We start from the raw sequence: 17249 nt of genomic DNA, 5'->3' as shown, positions 1-17249 counted from the left end.
ATGATTCACCCCCTGGCCGGGCGGGCGGCAGCTGTCGTCAGGTCGTCTCCCGCACCGTCGAGGCCCTCCGTGCTCTCCTCGGCCCGGACAGCCTCGGTGACGTCCACCGCGGCCCGCTCGGCAGCCCGTTCGGCCGCCCGTTCGGCCGCCCGCTCCGCCGCTCGCTCGCCCTTCTCCGGCGTGACGAAGCGGTAGCCGACGTTCCGTACGGTCCCGATCAGCGACTCGTGCTCCGGACCGAGCTTCGCCCGCAGCCGCCGCACATGGACGTCGACCGTCCGCGTACCGCCGAAGTAGTCGTAGCCCCAGACCTCCTGGAGCAGCTGCGCCCGGGTGAACACCCGACCCGGGTGCTGCGCCAGGTACTTCAGCAGCTCGAACTCCTTGAAGGTCAGGTCAAGCACCCGCCCCTTGAGCTTGGCACTGTACGTCGCCTCGTCGACCGACAGATCGCCGTTGCGGATCTCCATCGGGCTGTCGTCGGCCGAGAGCTGCTGCCGGCCCATGGCCAGCCGCAGCCGGGCCTCGACCTCGGCCGGACCAGCCGTGTCGAGAAGCACGTCGTCGATGCCCCAGTCCGCGGTGACGGCGGCGAGCCCGCCCTCGGTCACGACCAGGATCAGCGGACAGCCGGGTCCGGTGGAGCGCAGCAGCTGACACAGCGACCGGACCTGTGGGAGGTCGCGCCGCCCGTCGACGAGGATCACATCGGCGCCAGGGGTGTCCACCAGGGCCGGGCCCTCCGCGGGCGCGACGCGTACGTTGTGCAGCAGGAGGCCGAGCGCGGGCAGCACCTCGGTCGAGGGCTGCAGGGCGTTCGTGAGAAGCAGCAGAGAACTCATCGACGGCCCCTTTCGGTCATGGGGTCGTGGTCACAGGTTCGGATGGTTCGGTCCGGCACGGATCGCTTGGCCATTACGTCAGTTCCTCCTCGGTCCCTGCGAGGACAATGCGGCACTGCTTCATCGCGGCACTGCTTCGTACGTGGCGGCCCCGTGCCTGGAGCACACCGGCGCTCGGAGCACATCCGCGCTCATCCGCGCAGGTGTGCTTTAAAGCACGAAAGGACCCGGGGGCGTCGCTGCCCGGATCCTCCTGTCCAGCAGGATAGCCCACATGTGTTCCGAACCGGATGCCCAGTTCACGCGGCCTGGTGTTCCCTCGATCACTTCGGGTGGCCGCCCGACCCCCCGGCGCGTGACGCTGCTGACCGACGACGGGGTGCGGATCGAAGCCGCGTACGAGCCCCGCGTGGCGCCCGCGACCGGCTCGACGGAGGGCTCCGGTGCCCGCCAGGACGACCTCGTGATCGTGATCGCGCACGGCTTCACCGGCTCGCTCGACCGGCCGGCCGTACGGCGCGTGGCGTGGGAGTTCGCCCGGTACGCAGCCGTGATCACGTTCTCCTTCCGGGGCCACGGGCGGTCCGGTGGGCGGTCCACGGTCGGCGACCGCGAGGTGCTCGACCTCGCCGCCGCGGTGCGCTGGGCCCGGTCGCTCGGCCACGCGCGCGTGGCGACGGTTGGGTTCTCCATGGGCGGCTCGGTCGCGATCCGGCACGCCGCGCTCAGCCGCCCGGCGCACCGGGGGCGCACGGAAGCGCGCGCGGCGAGCACGTACCCACTCGGCTCTCCCGGGGCCGACGCTCCCCCTGGGGTTCCCCATGCCGCAGGCCGGGGGGCGTGCCCCCATACCGACGCGGTCGTCGCGGTGAGCGCCCCCGCCCGCTGGTACTACCGGGGCACGGCGCCGATGCGGCGGCTGCACTGGATGATCTCCCGCCCCGCTGGCAGGCTCGTCGTCCGCTACGGGCTGCGCACCCGGATCCACCCGAAGGACTGGGACCCCGTGCCGCTGTCCCCGGTCGAGGCGGTGCCCTTGATCGCCCCGACGCCGCTGCTGATCGTCCACGGCGACCGGGACGGGTACTTTCCGCTGGACCACCCGCAGTCGCTGGCCGACGCCTCGGGTGGTGCGGCCGAGCTGTGGATCGAGCACGGCCTCGGCCACGCCGAGAACGCGGCGGAGCCGGAGCTCCTGCACCGCATCGGCGACTGGCTGAGCAGCGCCTTACCCCTGAGGACCGGCTGACGGCCGACCGGTTGCGCGGCACCGCCCGGCGGAGGGGCCATCATGGAGGACGGCACCGGCGCGGGTGCCGTACGCGGACGCCGTAGATCACGACAGGAGCCGCCCATGGCCGCAGCAGGAACCATCCGCTACTGGGCCGCGGCCAAGGCCGCGGCGGGCACCGCCGAGGAGCCGTACGACGCGACGACCCTCGCCGACGCCCTCGAGACGGCGCGGCGGCGGCACAGCGAGCGTCCGGAGTTCGCCCGCGTGCTCCTCCGCAGCTCGTTTCTGGTGGACGGCGCACCGGTCGGCGCCCGCAGCCATGACACGGTGACACTGGCCGAGGGCGGCACGGTCGAGGTGCTCCCGCCGTTCGCAGGAGGGTGAGCTCACGTCCATGAGCGACCAGCAGCACAACCAGTACGGGCCCTACGACCCGTACCAGCAGCAGCACCAGCCCCAGCAGCCGTACGCGCAGTCGCCTTACGACGCGTACGCCTCCCCTCCGGGCCCTTCGGTCTTCGACGAGTCGTCCACCCAGCCCTGGGAGGGCCGGACGTGGGACGACCAGCCGCAGCAGCACCAGCACCACCACTCCGCGTACGCAGAGACCGCGCATCTGCCGCCGACGCACGCGCGGGCGCAGGAACCGGACTTCACGTACCCCGCCCCACCGCGCCCCGAGGCCGCCCGGCCCGCCGCCGAGCATCTCGTACCGCCCGGTGCCCTGCCCCTGACACCCGCCCAGCGGGCCCGCGCCGAAGGCCGGTCGCCGATCATCCCGCCTGGGATGCAGCCCGCCCTGCTCACCGCGGGGATGGCCGCGCTGCTCGCGCTCACCGCACCCCTCGCTCGCCCCGCGCTCGCCGCCGCCGTCGTGCTGCTCCAGGCCGTGACCGCGGCCGGCTGGTACCGGCTGAACGGTATGTGGCCCGCCCGGCAGGGCATCGCCCTCGCGTTCGCGGGCGGCGTCACCACCGACATCGCCCTGCTCGCCACCGGCCGGGAGCACGCCCCGACGGTGGCGCTCGGCACCCTCGGCATCTGGTGCCTGCTGGTGCTGATCCTGCAGCTGCGCACCCCCAGCTCGGCGGACGAGCGGCTGTACGCGCTGACGGCAGGGGTCGCGTCCACCGCCTTCACCGTCCTCGCCGCGGGCCACCTCGCCGCATCCGCCGCATCCGAGGACGCGGTGGTGATCGGCGCCGCCGCCGTCGCCGTGGCGACCGTGACCCGCGCGCTGCGGCTGCCGCCGTACCTGTCCCCTGTCTTGGCGCTGATCGCGGCCACCGGGGCGGGCGTCGCGGTCGGCGGGCTGCTGGGTGCCAGTGCGTCCGGCGCACTGCTCGGCGCCGCGGCAGGAGGCTGCGCGCTGATCGGGCTGCGGGTGGCGAGCTACGACTACCCGTCCCGCTTTGTCCACCTGACCGCGGGGGTGGCCCTTCCGCTCGCGATGGCGGCGCCCGCGGTCTACATCCTGGGCCGCGCCGTCGGCTAGTTGTACTGATCACGCCCATCAGGTGAGCCGGACGGCCGGGTGAACCTCCCGTAGGCTCGCGGCGACGGCCCGGGACCAGGGGGCTGCAACGGGGGCCCGCAGGGGGTCTGCTCGAGAGGGTGGGGAGCTGTCGAATGCGTGCGCTGCGAATAGTCCTGATCTTCGCCGTGGTTCTGGGGGGCCTGTTCGTGGCGGCCGACCGCCTCGCGGTCGGCCTCGCCGAGGACGAGGCGGCGGAGAAGCTCCGTAGCAGCCAAAACCTCTCAGGCAGCCCTCAAGTGTCGATCAAGGGCTTCCCGTTCCTGACACAGGTCGCGGACCAGCGCCTGGACGAGGTCGACGTGACCCTCGACGGGATCACCGCGAGCGCCGGCGGGCAGGGGATCCGGGTCACCGAGATGAACGCCCGGCTGCTCGATGTACGGCTCGAGAACAACTTCTCCTCGGCCACCGCGACATCCGCCTCCGGTTCCGTACGCATCTCGTACCGGGATCTCTCCAGCGCGGCGCCTCCCGGACTGACCATCGGCTACGCGGGGGAGAAGGCCGGGCAGGGCCGAGTCAAGATCACCGGAGAGTTCCCCGGCGGCATCTCAGGAACGGCCATCAGCGCGGTCAGCGTCGCCGAGGGGGACACGATCCGGGTGCGGGCGGACGACATCGAGGCCCCGGGATCGGACATCGCGCTGGTGCGCCGGGCGATTCGCAAACTCATCGACTACGACCGGGACATCAGCGGCCTGCCGCAGGGCCTGGCGCTCGACACGGTCGAAGCGACCAGGAGCGGCGTCGACATCTCGGTGACCGGCAATCAGGTGAAACTCGCCGGCTAGTCCGGAAAGCGAGACGCGGTCGTCCGCTCGGCGGATACGCCCCGGCCGTACGGCGACGAGGCACCGCCGTGTTGCGAGAAAGAGGGGCCACCGTCCCGAATCACGGACGATCGCGTCTCACCATACGACACACCGGTGACACGCCCGCCCGCGCCTCCCTACGATCTGACCCATGAAGCGACAGGCGAATCTCACGAAGCGACGGGCAGTCGATCTTTGCCGTGTCGCCGCCATGCTCTGTCGCATGTTCTGAGCGGGTGCTCCGACTCCGCTTTCCGCCGGCCCCTGACGGGCCACCCCCGCTCCATCGAAGCGGGCGCACAGGCGCCACGCCTCCGTGCAGGAGCGCGCCCGCACCGCAGCCGCAACCGCAACCGCCATGCGCACCCCTAGGCCTTCACCTGGGGGATCCCCAGTCCCGGAGGAGAAGAACATGAGCCGCAGCGACGTCCTCGTGGACGCCGACTGGGTCGAGGCCCACATCGACGACCCGAAGGTGGTCGTCGTCGAGGTCGACGAGGACACCTCGGCCTACGAAAAGAATCACATCAAGAACGCCGTCCGCATCGACTGGAAGAAGGACCTCCAGGACCCGGTACGCCGTGACTTCATCGATCAGGCGGGCTTCGAGAAGCTGCTGTCGGAGAAGGGCATCGCCAACGACGACACGGTCATCCTCTACGGCGGCAACAACAACTGGTTCGCGTCCTACGCCTACTGGTACTTCAAGCTCTACGGCCACGACAGCGTGAAGCTGCTCGACGGCGGCCGCAAGAAGTGGGAGCTGGACTCCCGCGACCTGGTCGAGGCCGTCCCCACCCGCCCGGCCACCGAGTACAAGGCCAAGGCCCAGGACACCTCGATCCGCGCCTTCCGCGACGACGTCGTGGCCTCGATCGGCGGCCAGAACCTGGTGGACGTGCGCTCCCCCGACGAGTTCAGCGGCAAGCTGCTCGCCCCGGCGCACCTTCCGCAGGAGCAGTCGCAGCGCCCCGGCCACGTGCCCAGCGCCCGCAACATCCCGTGGTCGAAGAACGCCAACGACGACGGCACCTTCAAGTCCGACGACGAGCTCAAGGAGCTCTACGCGGAGGAGCAGGTGGACCTGACGAAGGACACCATCGCGTACTGCCGGATCGGCGAGCGGTCCGCGCTGACCTGGTTCGTGCTGCACGAGCTGCTCGGTGTCGAGAACGTCAAGAACTACGACGGCTCCTGGACCGAGTACGGCTCCCTCGTCGGCGTGCCGATCGAGCTCGGCGCCAACAGCTAACCCCCCGACCCCTCCCGAGAAGGACGAGAAGCGCATGTGTGGAGCAAAGGCCGGCGGCCCGGAACTGGCAGGAGTTGACGTGGCCAAAGAGACCATCATCCAGGGGTCGGTGACCCGCAACGGCGAGCCCATTTCCGGTTACGTCCGTCTCCTCGACGGCGGCGGCGAGTTCACGGCCGAGGTCCCGACCTCGGCGACCGGGCAGTTCCGCTTCTTCGCGGCGCCGGGCACCTGGACGCTGCGCGCCCTCGTGCCGGGCGCGACCGTGGACCGTACGGTCGTCGCCCAGAAGGGTGCGGCGGCGGAGGTCGACATCACCGTCTGACGGCGACGAATCTCTCGTGCGCGGCCGCACGGCACTCCTGCCGTGCGGCCGCGCCGTGTGCCGGGACGCCCGGCACCCGGTCGTACGCTGGACTTATGTACGCGCGGCGGCGACGGCGGTACTTCGCCCTCATGGGACTGTGCCTGACGCTCTTCGTCCTGGCCTGGGGTCTGGTACGGCTCTGGTCGGTCCCGGCGGCCGTCACGATGTGCCTCATCGCCATGATCATCCCGCCTGTTGCGGCGATCGTTGCAAACCGTCGCGGGCCGGACGACCGCTGGTGGGACGACCCCACCGGGGACGAGCAGTCCGACCTCTGGTGGGAGGAGCTCGACGGCAAGCGGCGCTGACAGCCGGCAGCCGATTCAGGGACCTCGTGCGAGGCCGACACCAGGCCCGCCGGGACCCGATCGGTGAACGTCAGTAGACGAGCGCTTGCGTGTCCCCGCCCAGGGCCTCACTGACGAACACCTGCGCCCCCGCGATGCGCACGCCCTCCAGGACATCCTTCTCCGTGATCTCCCGACGGGCGGCGCACTGCGTGCAGAGGGTGATCCGGCCGCCCGCGAGGATCGAGTCCAGCAGGTCGGGCAGCGGCGCGGCGTGCGGCAGTTCGAACTCGGCCGCGCGTCCGGGCAGGGCGAACCACGAGGACTCACCGGTCAGCCAGAGGGAGACGTCCACACCGCTCGCCACGGCGACCGCCGCCACCGTGAACGCCTGCGAGCACCGCTCCGGCGCGTCCGCACCGGCCGTCACCTTGATCACGAGCTTCTTCGCCATGCGCCCACTCTAGGCGGCACACCGCGTGCCGGATCAGGCGTACCAGGGGTACGCCCGACCTCGCGGCGCCGCCCCCACAGCCGCCGACTAAACTCGGCCGCGGCCCCGTAAACCCTCACCCGTCCCAGGAGCCCTCCGTGCTTGAGGCATTCTTCACCGTCATGCTGGTTCTGGTCTGCGTCGGCGTGGTCGGCTTCGTCGGCCTGACCGTGAAGAAGCTGTACCAGGGCCAGCGCTGACCTGACGTAATCCCGCTCTCTACAGATCGCCTGAGCTCATGATCGAGATCCCGTCCGACCTCAACCCGGACCTGGTGCCCCTCGCCTTCCTCCTCGGCAACTGGGAGGGCGCGGGGGTCTTCGACTTCCCCGGGGCCGACAAGTGCAACTTCGGTCAGGAGGTCACCTTCACCCACGACGGCCGGGACTTCCTCGAGTACGTCTCCCACACCTGGGCTCTCGACGGCGAGGGCAAGAAGGTCCGCCCGCTGGAGACGGAGACCGGGTACTGGCGGATCGACAAGGACCGCAAGGTCGAGGTCGTCATGGTGCGCGACCAGGGCGTGGCCGAGATCTGGTACGGGGACCTCGCTGCGAAGAAGCCGCAGATCGACCTGGTCACCGACGCCGTCGCCCGTACCGCAGGATCCGGTCCGTACTCGGGCGGCAAGCGGCTGTACGGCTATGTGAACGGCGACCTGATGTGGGTCGGTGAGAAGGCCACGCCCGAGGTGGAGTTGCGCCCGTACATGTCGGCACACCTGAAGAAGGTCGTCGACCCGCGCGAGTGGGCCAAGGACGTGAAGGACCTGCCGGACGACGGCATCGCGTTCTTCAAGTGACCTCGGCGGCGCCGATGTGGCGGCCCGCCGCTTGTCTGCTCCGGCCAGGCCCTCATGACACCGAGCCCGCCGGGACCACCCACCGGGTCGGCTGCCCGGTCAGCTTGGCGATCGTCTCGATGTCGTTGTCGTAGTGCAGCACCGTCAACCGCAGGGCGTCCGCCGTCGAAGCCACGATCAGATCAGCGATCGACGCTGAACGGTGCTGCCCCTTCGCGGTCATCGCGCCCTGAAGTTCATCGACGCGCGTCCACAGATCGTCCGGAGTGTCCGCCCAGCGCAGGGATGCGGACAATTGCGCCTTGAGTCGCTGCCGATCGTCGGCGTTCCGCGCGGAGAACAGCGCCTCAGCCCGCGTGGCACCGCACATGAACACCAGACCGCGCTCCATGAGGGGCACCAGCACCTCACGCACGGCGGGCAGGTGGAGGCGGGCCAGGGCGCTCTTGTCGATGAGATAGGACGTCACCCCCACATGCGCTCCTCGGCGTCCGGCTCCAGCAGCGCGGAGAACGCCCCATCCTCCGCAGACCGTACGAGCTCTCTGACCGCCGCGACCCTTATGACCTCGCCAAAGGCGGAGTCAATGGTTTCCCTGAGGGTCTCCGTGCCGAGAATCTCCCGGACTCGGGCGAGCTTCTCCGGGTCGATGTCCACGCTGGTCTTCGCCATGACAGCACTCCCTCCATCCAACTGACGGGAATCGGGATATCCACTTCCCCAGATTATCGATACCCCGAGATGGCTTCGATGGATTCCATGCCTCGCCTGAAAGCCAGGTCCGCGTTCGTCGCCTTCGCCGTCACCATCAGCTCGTCCCTCTGTGTCGATGAGCCTGCCGCGCCACGAGAAGACCCTCTGACGATCCGCGCCGCTATCGTCCTCGCCTCCCCGGAGAAGATCATCAGCAGCACCGCCGTCAGCACACACCACGGCCCTGCCGTCCGCGCCACGCGGAAACCCGTGTCTGTGTCGGTACCGACCATCCCCGAAGAGAAACCATGCGGGTGTTTCGCCGGGGAGCAATCGGCGGACCCCTTGTTACGACGGGGGCATCGCGACGACGCGTCGACGACGTACGCACGTCGCCGCCCCGCCCGACGGGGAGATCGCCTGGCCGCCTCCTACACTGGCCGTGTGGTGACCACCGACTGGCAGAGCGACCTCAGAAGGCGCGGGTACCGGCTGACCCCGCAGCGCCAGCTCGTGCTGGAGGCCGTCGACCGGCTGGAGCACGCCACACCCGACGACATCCTCACCGAGGTGCGCCGCACCGCGGGCGGGGTGAACATCTCCACCGTCTACCGGACGCTGGAGCTGCTCGAGGAGCTCGGGCTGGTCAGCCATACGCATCTGGGGCACGGGGCGCCGACGTATCACCTCGCGGACCGCCACCACCACCTCCACCTGGTGTGCCGGGACTGCTCGGAGGTGATCGAGGCCGATGTGTCGGTGGCCTCGGCCTTCACCGAGCGGCTGCGCGAGAGCTTCGGTTTCGACACCGATATGAAGCACTTCGCGATCTTCGGGCGGTGCGCCGCCTGTACGGCCGGGACCGGCACCGGCCGGACGGGCGCGGCCGATACCGGCGGACCGCCACCTACCGGACCGTAGGCTTATCCGCATGCTGCAACATCCATACGCGAGCCCTCTGCTGTCGCTGCCCGGCGCCGTCGCCGCTGAGGCCCCCGACGAGGGCGTCGCCGCGCACTACGGCGACCTGTTCCGCGAGCAGCGCGCACTCGCCGACGGCACCGGCTTCGTCGACCTCTCGCACCGCGGGGTCGTCACGGTCACCGGACCGGAACGGCTGAGCTGGCTGCAGCTCCTGCTCACCCAGCACGTGAGCGAGCTGCCACCCGGCCAGGCCACGGAGGCGCTGATCCTCTCCGCCCACGGCCACATCGAGCATGCGCTCTACCTCGTGGACGACGGCGAGACGACCTGGGCGCACGTGGAGCCGGGTACGCAGGGCGACCTGATCACCTACCTGGAGAGCATGAAGTTCTTCTACCGGGTGGAGATCACGGACGCGACGGGGGAGTACGCGGTGGTGCACCTTCCCGCCGGCTCGATCACCGAGTCGCCGGAAGGCGTCGTCGTACGCGAGACCCCGCACGGCCGGGACCTCTTCCTGCCCCGCCCGGACCTGGAGTCCTTCGCGGCGGCGGCCGGACCGGCGGCCGGCGTTCTCGCGCTGGAGGCGCTGCGGGTCGAGGCGCACCGGCCCCGCTTCGGCCTGGAGACCGACCACCGGACCATCCCGCACGAGCTGGGCTGGCTGAGCACGGCAGTGCACCTGGACAAGGGGTGCTATCGCGGCCAGGAGACCGTGGCCCGGGTCCACAACCTGGGGAAGCCGCCGCGGCGGCTGGTCTTCCTGCACCTGGACGGCAGCGAGGTGAAGCTCCCCGCGCACGGCGCACCGGTGCGGCTGGCGGCGGATGGCCAGGAGGGTCGGCAGCTGGGCTTCGTGACGACCTCCGCGCGCCACTACGAGCTGGGGCCGATCGCACTGGCGCTGGTGAAGCGGAACGTGCCGGTGGACGCCGAGCTCATCGCGGACGCGACGGCAGCCGCGCAAGAGGTCGTCGTCGAGCCGTAGCTAGACCTCGACGATCACCGTGAACGGGCCGTCGTTCGTGAGCGAGACCTTCATGAACGCTCCGAAGCGGCCCGTCTCCACCTGCGCACCGAGGGCGCGGAGCTGTGCGACGACCTCGTCGACGAGCGGCTCGGCGATCTCCCCGGGTGCGGCGGCGTTCCAGGTGGGACGGCGGCCCTTGCGAGCATCACCGTAGAGAGTGAACTGCGAAATCACCAGGAGGGGTGCATCGAGGTCCGAGCAGGACTTCTCGCCTTCCAGGATGCGCATCGACCAGAGCTTGCGGGCCAGTTGGGCCGCTTTGTCCTTGGTATCCGCGTGCGTGACCCCCACCAGCACACACAGGCCCGGCCCGACGATCTCCCCGACGGTCTCTCCGTCGACGACGACGCTCGCCCCATTCACTCTCTGCACCACAGCACGCATACGGACCATGATGCCCTGCGGCCGTCCGGGTCCTCTCCGGTGCGGTACCCATGCGCAGGCCTCGCGCCGAGTGGCACGATGCTTGCAGCCGGTGCGCGTCGGCGACTGCGTACCGAACGAGGGGACTGAAGACACATGAGTACACCTGGCGCCGGGCAGACACCCGGTCGCGTACCGACTGCCCACAGGGCGACGACCACCGCCGCGACCCGCCCCCCGACCCAGCGGACCGCGTCGCTGCCCGACGTACCGCGGCACGACCTCCGCGGGCTGCGGCTGCCCGAACTGCGCTCGCTGCGCCGCCAGTCACAGCAGGAGGAGGCGGATCTCAGCTATGTGCGCAGGCTGCTGCAGGGGCGGATCGACATCCTCGGCGCCGAGCAGGCACGACGTACGGCACCGGAGTCCCCGGTGGTGGAGCGGCTCTCGGAGATCCTCGCGGACGGCCCCTCCCGGGGTCGGTCGGCGCGCCATGTGACGCTCGGCACGCCGCACAGCGAGGAGTACCGGAAGCTGGCCGAGGCCATGTTGTCCGAGGTGGAGCTGTCGGACCTGGAGTCGCGGACGGACGAGGAGCTGCTCGGCGCGCTGGGCCGGCTGGTGCGCTGTGAGCAGCAGGTGTCCCGACGGCGGCAGCAGTTGCAGCGCACGGCCGACGACTGCAGCGCCGAGATCGCCCGGCGCTACCGCGCGGGCGAGGCCCAAGTGGACGACCTGCTCGCATGACGAGCGGGACAGCAGCGGCATCCGATGCACCGGGCATAGCGCAAGGCCCCTCGGTGGCGCCGGTACTCGCCGAGGCGGTCAGATCGGGCGTGACGGAAAGCGTCCACCGCGGCTCGCTGGTCGTTCTGGACGCCGATGGCGGGATCGAGTTGGCGCTCGGCGACGTGTCCTCACCCGTCCTCCCCCGCTCCTCGAACAAGCCGATGCAGGCGGTGGCCGTGCTGCGCGCCGGTGCCGATCTGTCGGGCGAGCGGCTCGCGCTGGCGACCGGAAGTCACTCGGGCGAGCAGTTTCATCTCGACCTCGTGCAGAAGATGCTGGCGCAGGCGGGGTTGACACCGGCGGATCTGCGGAACCCGCCGGATCTGCCGCTCGATCCGGAGGAGGCGCGGGCACGTACGGCGGCCGGAGGCGCCCCCGATCGCGTGGCCATGAACTGCTCCGGCAAGCACGCCGCCATGCTCACCGCCTGCGTGGCGGCCGGCTGGCCGGTTGCCGGCTATGTGGACCCCGGTCACCCGCTCCAGCAGCTCGTCCGGCAGGAGATCGAGGCGGCGAGCGGTGAGCAGGTCGGGCACATCGGGGTCGACGGCTGCGGCGCGCCGCTGATGGCCGTATCCCTCACCGGGCTGGCCCGCGCCTTCCGGGCGTATGTCCTCGCGGAACCCGGCGGGCCGGAGCACCGGGTCGCGGACGCCATGCGCGCGCACCCCGAGTTCGTGGCCGGCACCCGGCGCCATGACACCTGGTTGATGCGGGGTGTGCCGGGCGCGCTGTCCAAGGTCGGTGCGGAAGCCATGCAGGCGGTGGCGCTGGCGGACGGCCGGGGCCTCGCCTTCAAGGTGGAGGACGGTGCCAAGCGGGCCGTGGGACCGGTACTGGCGCGCGCCGTGCGGCTGTTGGGTGTCCGCGCGCCCGTCCTCGACCGGATCGCGGACGCACCGCTGCTGGGCGGTGGGCGCAGGGTGGGGGAAATTCGGGCGACGTTCTGAGGGGCGCCGGTCTAGCGTGCCGTCATGAGCCTCGAGATCCGTACGATCGCCGAATCCGACCTGCCCGACTGGCTGCGTGCCCTGGCCACCGGCTTCCTGCGGCCGCCGGAGTTCTCCGAGGAGGAGGTCCGGATCCGGCTCGGCGGCCTCGACCTGGACCGGACGCTGGGGGCGTTCGACGCCGGTCGCTGTGTCGGCACCTACCGCAGCTTCGCGCAGGAGCTCACGGTGCCGGGCGGTGCGGCGGTGGCGGCGAACGCGGTCAGCAATGTGACCGTGTCCCCCACGCACCGGCGGCGCGGGCTGCTCAGCCGGATGATGGCCACGGATCAGGCCCGGGCGAAGGAGCGTGGCGCCGTCCTCTCGACGCTCATCGCCGCGGAGTACCCGATCTACGGTCGGTACGGCTTCGGACCGGCGACGTGGTTCACCCAGTGGCAGGTCGAGGTGGCCCGGGCGGGTCTGGACCCGCGCTGGTCGGGCCCGGACGACGGCGGTCGGGTGGACCTGATCGACGGGGCGGATGTACGGAAGCTGGGCCCCGAGGTCCACGAGCGGCTGCGAGCTGAGCGGCCGGGGACGGTCAGCCGCACCGAGCGCTGGTGGCGGCGCGCCACCGGGGATCTGCGCTTGACTTCCGAGCCCTGGACGGAGCCCTGCCACGCCGTCTACCGCTCGGCGGCGGGGGACCGGCCCGAGGGCCTTGTCACGTACACCGCGGACGACACATGGGAAGCGAAACTGCCGCACTGCGGAGCGTCGGTCCGCGATCTGATCGCGGTGACCCCTCAGGCGGAGCGGGCGTTGTGGCACTTCCTGCTCTCCATCGACTGGGTCACCAAGGTCACCTCGGGCCTCCGCGCTCCGGACGACCTCCTTCCGCTGCTGCTGCCCAACCCGCGCGCGGCCCGGACCACCACCCAGGCGGACTTCCTCTGGATACGCCTGCTGGACATACCGCAGGCCCTGGAGGCCCGTACGTACTCCGGCTCCGGATCCCTGGTCCTGGACGTCCACGACCCGGCGGGCCTGGCGGCCGGCCGCTTCCGCCTGGACGCCTCCCCGGAGGGGGCGACCTGCGTCCCGACCGGTGCCTCTGCTGAACTGACGCTGACCGTCGGGGACTTGGGGACGCTCTACCTGGGCGATGAGTCGGCGGTCCGGCTGGCATCGCTCGGCCGGGTCCGCGAGGAGCATCCGGGAGCGGCGACGCGTGCGGACGCGCTGTTGCGCACCTCCAGCCGCCCGTGGTGCCCCGACATTTTCTGAGGTCGAAGATTCCGAACGAGGCACCGGTGTCGGGCGGGGCCCTGTGCCGAGCGCGGCGGCACCTGTGTGGGGGCCGGGCCGGGCTCAATGGGTGAGCAGCATCGCCAGCACCACGGCTCCGATGCAGCTGCAGGTGACGTTCCTGGACTTCACGCCGATGGCCAGCAGCGTGAGCCCGATGACGCCCATGGCGCCGAAGCGCCACTGCACGATCTGCTCGAAGCCGATGACGATGACGGCCAGCAGGAGGGCGACGATGGGCGCGAGCTGGGATTCGGGCATGGTGGTCCCTCCTCGGGGTTGGAGGTGCGACGACGGCTGTACGGATCCGGAACGGGCGGTACGGGAGCTGTGCCGGCAGGACCGGGCTGCACCGGGGCACCGGGACTTACCTGCAGTTGGGACGAGGTAGTTGCGGCACTCGCCGAACGGTTCTCTCGCTGATCTCACCGCAGGGCGGCCGAGATTCGCCCGTACGCCGTCGGACGGGCGGTGACACCTGACCAAGCAGCCAACTTCGCTGGTGGTTTTACCATCCTCGAGAAGTTGGCGACCAACTCTGCCTGGATTGTGCCCTGTTGGCGCATACGAGAAACAGCTGGCCGACAACTGCCCCCGGATGGCACGCCGGTTGTAACGTTGACGCGTGAGCCAGGAGAGCACTGCCCTCAACGGTCATTACCGGTCCTACCTGCAGGTCGCCGAGGCACTGCGGGCGCGGATCCACTCGGGCGAGCTGCGCCCGGGCAGTCGTATGCCAACTCAGGCCAAGTTGGCCGAGGAGTTCGGTGTGGAGCGCAGCGTGATCCGCCAGGCCCTGCGCGTTCTGCAGGACGAGAACCTGCTCACCAATGTGTCGCGCGGCAGCCCGGCGACCGTCGCGGAGATCCATACCGGAGAGGTCGGCACCGTCCCTCGGCCCCAGCCCGCCACGGTGGGTCTGGCGTCCCGCGTGGTCGCGGCGTTCGAGGCGCGCCACGTCCGCATCGACGCCCTCTGCCTGACCGCCGAGACCCTGTCCATCGCACTCGCAGAACCGATCCGCCAGGTGCATGCGGGGCTGCTGAGGCCGGAGACGGTGAAGGTGCGGGTACTGCTGCCCAGCCGCGACATCAACCTCGCCTTTCCCGTGCGGGTGGGCGACCACAGCGATGACCGGCCGCACCGGCACTGGCTCAACCTGCGCAACTTCCAGGGGCAGGCACTGCGCGGGTTCCTTCAGTCGCTCCGCAGTACGCCCTCGGTCACCGATGTGTCCGTGACCTTCCGCGCGCTCCCCTTCACCCCGCCCGTGAAGATGTACATCCTCAACAATCGGGAGGCGCTGTTCGGCTACTACATGATCACTCAGCGCGAAGAGGAGATCGAGCACGAGCCGGTCGAGATGTTCGACGCGCTCGGCATGCAGTCGATGCTGTTCCCGTTCCAGCGGACCGAAGCGGAGTCGAAAGACGGGACATTTGTGGAGCAGTCGCAATTGTGGTTCAACGCCCTCTGGGAAACCATCACCACGGACCTCACACTCGCTGAATGACTCGTGACGCGACGCGCCCGGGATTGACGCTGGACGACACCGTGCGGCTCAAGCAGCTGCTGGGCGACGCCGGGTGTGTGCTGTTCGACTTCGACGGACCCATCTGCCGGCTCTTCGCGGGCCATCCCTCGGCCGGCATCGCCCAGCGACTCAAGGACTGGCTGCGGGAACAGGGGCACCGGCATCTGGAGGCGGCCGCCCACAGCGCGGATCCCCATGACGTCCTCCGGGCCGTCGGGGCCTCCGGCCGGGGCAGCGAGCTGGTCGAGGCAGTTGAGCGAAGGCTCACCGTGGAGGAGGAACACGCCACGGCCGGTGCGCGACCGACCCCGTACGCCGATCCGCTGATCCGGACCCTGGTCGCCGTCGACCGGCGGTTGGCCGTCACCACCAACAACGCCGCCAGTGCGGCCCGGCGGTATCTGAACTCCCGTGACCTGGCCGGCTGCTTCGGCCCGCACATCTACGGGCGTGCCGCGGACCCGGCACTCCTCAAGCCCCATCCCGACTGCCTCACCAGGGCACTCACCTCGCTGGGAGTCCCGCCCCAGGAGTCCCTGATGATCGGCGACGCGCGGGCGGACGCCGTCGCGGCGCGGCGCGCCGGCGTGCCCTTCCTGGGGTACGCCCACGATGAGCGACGGGCCGAGGACCTGTATGCCGTGGGCGCCGCCCTCGTCGTCGACTCGCTCGAGTACGTCCTGGAAGCCGTCAGGGCAGAACGCGCCCCCTGACGGCCCCCTCACTCGTCCGGGCGCGCCCCGGGAGCCCGGCGGACTCGGCGCCCGCTAAGCTCGACCCCACTTCTCCTCTGTGATCGAACGCGCATGCCCTACCAGGCCCAAGCCCCAGTCGGTACCCGTGAGATCCATGTCCGTCGATACACAAGGCGCCAGCCGCTCCTCCGTCGTGGGCTCGGCAGCGACGGCTCGTCAGCGGGCAAGCAGCTGGCTTGCCCGTCGGCACCTCGAGCGGCAGATCCGGCGCGGCGGCTCCGCCGCCCTGTCGGGGCACCACCATGTGAATCACGTGGTGGAGATCGGCGGACATCTAGCGCGACTCCTCGGCGTGGAACCGGGTCAACTGGGCAAGTACCGGGTGCCGATCCCCGCCGTGGAAGTGGTCGCTCGGGCATGGACCTGTGAGTCCCTCGTTCTGGAGTCCGTGCGGGAGGTGATCCCGGAAGTGCCTCGGTGCATCAGGCACTTCGAGGGAACGGCGCTGCACTCCTACGTTCCCGGCACGGTCTTCTCGCAGGTCCACCCCGTGGGCGAGGCACTGTGCCGTACGACTCTGCGCGCCCTTGCCGACTACTTCGGGCGCATGGCGAGCCTGGCTGCGGACCGGCTTCCGCAACTCCCCGCGGACTGGCCCGCGGACAAGGACACGAACGGCTTCATCCGGCATCTGGTCGGCTTCACGGACCGGCGCGTCCACCAGGCGAATCGCGCACGCTTCGGTTCCCTGTTCGTCGCGCTGGGGCTCCGGGAGGACGCCATGGAGCGCTTCATGTCACGGATCCCGCCGCTGCAGCCCCGCCCGTTCAGCCTGCTGCACACGGACCTGCACCGGGACAACATCGTGGTCCGGCCCGATGGCTCGCTCTTCATCCTGGACTGGGAACTCGCCATGTACGGCGATCCGCTCCACGACCTCGCCACGCATCTGGTGCGCATGGGGTACTCGGATCGGGAGCGGACGGAGATGACGGCGCTGTGGGTCGATGCCATGGACCGCCGAGGGCTCTCCGCTCTCCGCGACGGGGTCGATGAGGACCTGGGCGTCTACCTCGCCTACGAACACGCCCAGTCCGCCTTCACCAACGTCATGCGCCCCGCCCTGAGCCTCGGCCCGGACCCCCTCGACGCCGAGGTGACCGCGGCGGCACAGTGGATCCAGACGGCCCTGCAGCTCGCCGAGGAGCCGCTCGGCCGCACGCTGGTGACCGACCTGCCGCGGATCGAATCCGCGCTGCGCTCATGGCATGCGGACCGCTCTCCGGTGCCACGCTCACGACCGGGTGGCTGAACCCCGTGGCGGCATCGATTCCCCGTCCGGACGGCGGACGCGG

At 70.4% G+C, this 17249-nt stretch carries 23 protein-coding genes; 17 read left to right on the top strand and 6 right to left on the bottom strand.

All coding sequences use genetic code 11. From position 1 onward, the window contains the following. Positions 1–5: 5 nt before the first annotated feature. Positions 6–842 carry a response regulator transcription factor gene (locus ACTWQI_RS20850; RefSeq protein ID WP_443272555.1) on the bottom strand — a complete coding sequence of 279 codons (837 nt, stop codon included), beginning with the start codon at positions 840–842 and terminating at the stop codon, positions 6–8. Between the two features lie 274 nt (positions 843–1116). Between ACTWQI_RS20850 and ACTWQI_RS20845 the strand changes: the two genes are divergently transcribed. From ACTWQI_RS20845 to ACTWQI_RS20810, 8 genes are all read left to right on the top strand, one after another. Beyond that, on the top strand, positions 1117–2091 hold the full coding sequence (locus ACTWQI_RS20845; protein ID WP_443272554.1) for an alpha/beta hydrolase: 975 nt from the start codon (positions 1117–1119) through the stop codon (positions 2089–2091). A gap of 105 nt (positions 2092–2196) precedes the next feature. Beyond that, the gene (locus tag ACTWQI_RS20840; RefSeq protein ID WP_443272552.1) at positions 2197–2460 is read left to right on the top strand and encodes a MoaD/ThiS family protein; all 264 of its coding nucleotides are present in this window, start codon (positions 2197–2199) and stop codon (positions 2458–2460) included. A gap of 10 nt (positions 2461–2470) precedes the next feature. Then, positions 2471–3571, top strand: a complete 1101-nt coding sequence (locus ACTWQI_RS20835; protein ID WP_443272550.1) for a hypothetical protein — start codon at positions 2471–2473, stop codon at positions 3569–3571. 134 nt (positions 3572–3705) lie between these two features. Then, positions 3706–4404, top strand: coding sequence for an LmeA family phospholipid-binding protein (locus tag ACTWQI_RS20830; RefSeq protein WP_443272548.1), 699 nt, complete (start codon positions 3706–3708; stop codon positions 4402–4404). 172 nt (positions 4405–4576) lie between these two features. Beyond that, positions 4577–4657: an Ms5788A family Cys-rich leader peptide gene (locus ACTWQI_RS20825; protein WP_443272757.1), complete on the top strand. Its 81-nt coding sequence runs from the start codon at positions 4577–4579 to the stop codon at positions 4655–4657. A 180-nt stretch (positions 4658–4837) separates the two neighbouring features. Next, entirely contained in the window at positions 4838–5677 is an 840-nt protein-coding gene (locus ACTWQI_RS20820; RefSeq protein ID WP_443272546.1) for a sulfurtransferase, read from the top strand. Positions 5678–5711: 34 nt separating this feature from the next. Further along, entirely contained in the window at positions 5712–6002 is a 291-nt protein-coding gene (locus tag ACTWQI_RS20815; RefSeq protein WP_443272545.1) for a DUF1416 domain-containing protein, read from the top strand. A gap of 95 nt (positions 6003–6097) precedes the next feature. Next, positions 6098–6352, top strand: a complete 255-nt coding sequence (locus ACTWQI_RS20810; protein ID WP_443272543.1) for a DUF3099 domain-containing protein — start codon at positions 6098–6100, stop codon at positions 6350–6352. A gap of 70 nt (positions 6353–6422) precedes the next feature. On the opposite strand, the gene ACTWQI_RS20805 is transcribed toward ACTWQI_RS20810, so the two are convergent. Then, positions 6423–6785 (bottom strand): DsrE family protein, encoded by a 363-nt coding sequence (locus ACTWQI_RS20805; RefSeq protein ID WP_443272541.1) that lies wholly within the window; start codon positions 6783–6785, stop codon positions 6423–6425. A gap of 277 nt (positions 6786–7062) precedes the next feature. Between ACTWQI_RS20805 and ACTWQI_RS20800 the strand changes: the two genes are divergently transcribed. Continuing rightward, positions 7063–7626: an FABP family protein gene (locus tag ACTWQI_RS20800; protein ID WP_443272539.1), complete on the top strand. Its 564-nt coding sequence runs from the start codon at positions 7063–7065 to the stop codon at positions 7624–7626. Positions 7627–7678: 52 nt separating this feature from the next. On the opposite strand, the gene ACTWQI_RS20795 is transcribed toward ACTWQI_RS20800, so the two are convergent. Together ACTWQI_RS20795 and ACTWQI_RS20790 are read right to left on the bottom strand one after the other, a co-directional pair. Then, positions 7679–8095: a PIN domain nuclease gene (locus ACTWQI_RS20795; RefSeq protein WP_443272537.1), complete on the bottom strand. Its 417-nt coding sequence runs from the start codon at positions 8093–8095 to the stop codon at positions 7679–7681. Next, on the bottom strand, positions 8092–8298 hold the full coding sequence (locus ACTWQI_RS20790) for a hypothetical protein (protein ID WP_443272536.1): 207 nt from the start codon (positions 8296–8298) through the stop codon (positions 8092–8094). The genes ACTWQI_RS20795 and ACTWQI_RS20790 overlap by 4 nt, the downstream gene beginning before the upstream one ends. A gap of 465 nt (positions 8299–8763) precedes the next feature. Between ACTWQI_RS20790 and ACTWQI_RS20785 the strand changes: the two genes are divergently transcribed. Next, positions 8764–9240 carry a Fur family transcriptional regulator gene (locus ACTWQI_RS20785; RefSeq protein WP_443272534.1) on the top strand — a complete coding sequence of 159 codons (477 nt, stop codon included), beginning with the start codon at positions 8764–8766 and terminating at the stop codon, positions 9238–9240. A gap of 10 nt (positions 9241–9250) precedes the next feature. Next, a complete protein-coding gene (ygfZ, locus tag ACTWQI_RS20780; protein ID WP_443272532.1) occupies positions 9251–10231 on the top strand; it encodes a CAF17-like 4Fe-4S cluster assembly/insertion protein YgfZ in 981 nt (326 codons plus the stop codon). On the opposite strand, the gene dtd is transcribed toward ygfZ, so the two are convergent. Next, positions 10232–10657 (bottom strand): D-aminoacyl-tRNA deacylase, encoded by a 426-nt coding sequence (dtd, locus tag ACTWQI_RS20775; protein WP_443272530.1) that lies wholly within the window; start codon positions 10655–10657, stop codon positions 10232–10234. It lies immediately after the preceding gene. Between the two features lie 135 nt (positions 10658–10792). On the opposite strand from dtd, the gene ACTWQI_RS20770 reads away from it, so the two are divergent. The 3 genes from ACTWQI_RS20770 to ACTWQI_RS20760 are packed head-to-tail and all read left to right on the top strand — an operon-like array spanning position 10793 to position 13644. Continuing rightward, entirely contained in the window at positions 10793–11383 is a 591-nt protein-coding gene (locus ACTWQI_RS20770; RefSeq protein WP_443272529.1) for an RsiG family protein, read from the top strand. Then, positions 11380–12375, top strand: a complete 996-nt coding sequence (locus ACTWQI_RS20765) for an asparaginase (protein WP_443272527.1) — start codon at positions 11380–11382, stop codon at positions 12373–12375. Before ACTWQI_RS20770 ends, ACTWQI_RS20765 begins: the two co-directional genes overlap by 4 nt. Positions 12376–12399: 24 nt before the next feature. Beyond that, complete coding sequence (locus tag ACTWQI_RS20760) at positions 12400–13644, top strand: GNAT family N-acetyltransferase (RefSeq protein WP_443272525.1); 1245 nt, start codon at positions 12400–12402, stop codon at positions 13642–13644. Between the two features lie 84 nt (positions 13645–13728). Here ACTWQI_RS20760 and ACTWQI_RS20755 read toward each other — a convergent pair whose 3' ends face one another. Beyond that, a complete protein-coding gene (locus tag ACTWQI_RS20755; RefSeq protein WP_443272523.1) occupies positions 13729–13926 on the bottom strand; it encodes a hypothetical protein in 198 nt (65 codons plus the stop codon). A gap of 364 nt (positions 13927–14290) precedes the next feature. Here ACTWQI_RS20755 and ACTWQI_RS20750 point away from each other — a divergent pair, with 364 nt between their 5' ends. From ACTWQI_RS20750 to ACTWQI_RS20740, 3 genes are all read left to right on the top strand, one after another. Beyond that, complete coding sequence (locus ACTWQI_RS20750; RefSeq protein WP_443272522.1) at positions 14291–15178, top strand: winged helix-turn-helix domain-containing protein; 888 nt, start codon at positions 14291–14293, stop codon at positions 15176–15178. Continuing rightward, positions 15175–15912, top strand: a complete 738-nt coding sequence (locus ACTWQI_RS20745; protein WP_443272520.1) for an HAD family hydrolase — start codon at positions 15175–15177, stop codon at positions 15910–15912. Before ACTWQI_RS20750 ends, ACTWQI_RS20745 begins: the two co-directional genes overlap by 4 nt. Positions 15913–16048: 136 nt before the next feature. Then, positions 16049–17206 carry a phosphotransferase gene (locus ACTWQI_RS20740; protein WP_443272518.1) on the top strand — a complete coding sequence of 386 codons (1158 nt, stop codon included), beginning with the start codon at positions 16049–16051 and terminating at the stop codon, positions 17204–17206. Positions 17207–17249: the final 43 nt, after the last annotated feature.

The organism is Streptomyces sp. KR80, assembly GCF_052245555.1.
In the GTDB taxonomy this organism is placed as follows: Bacteria; Actinomycetota; Actinomycetes; order Streptomycetales; family Streptomycetaceae; genus Streptomyces.
Note: the sequence above shows the minus strand (reverse complement) of the source record. Positions and strands in the feature narration are given on the sequence as shown.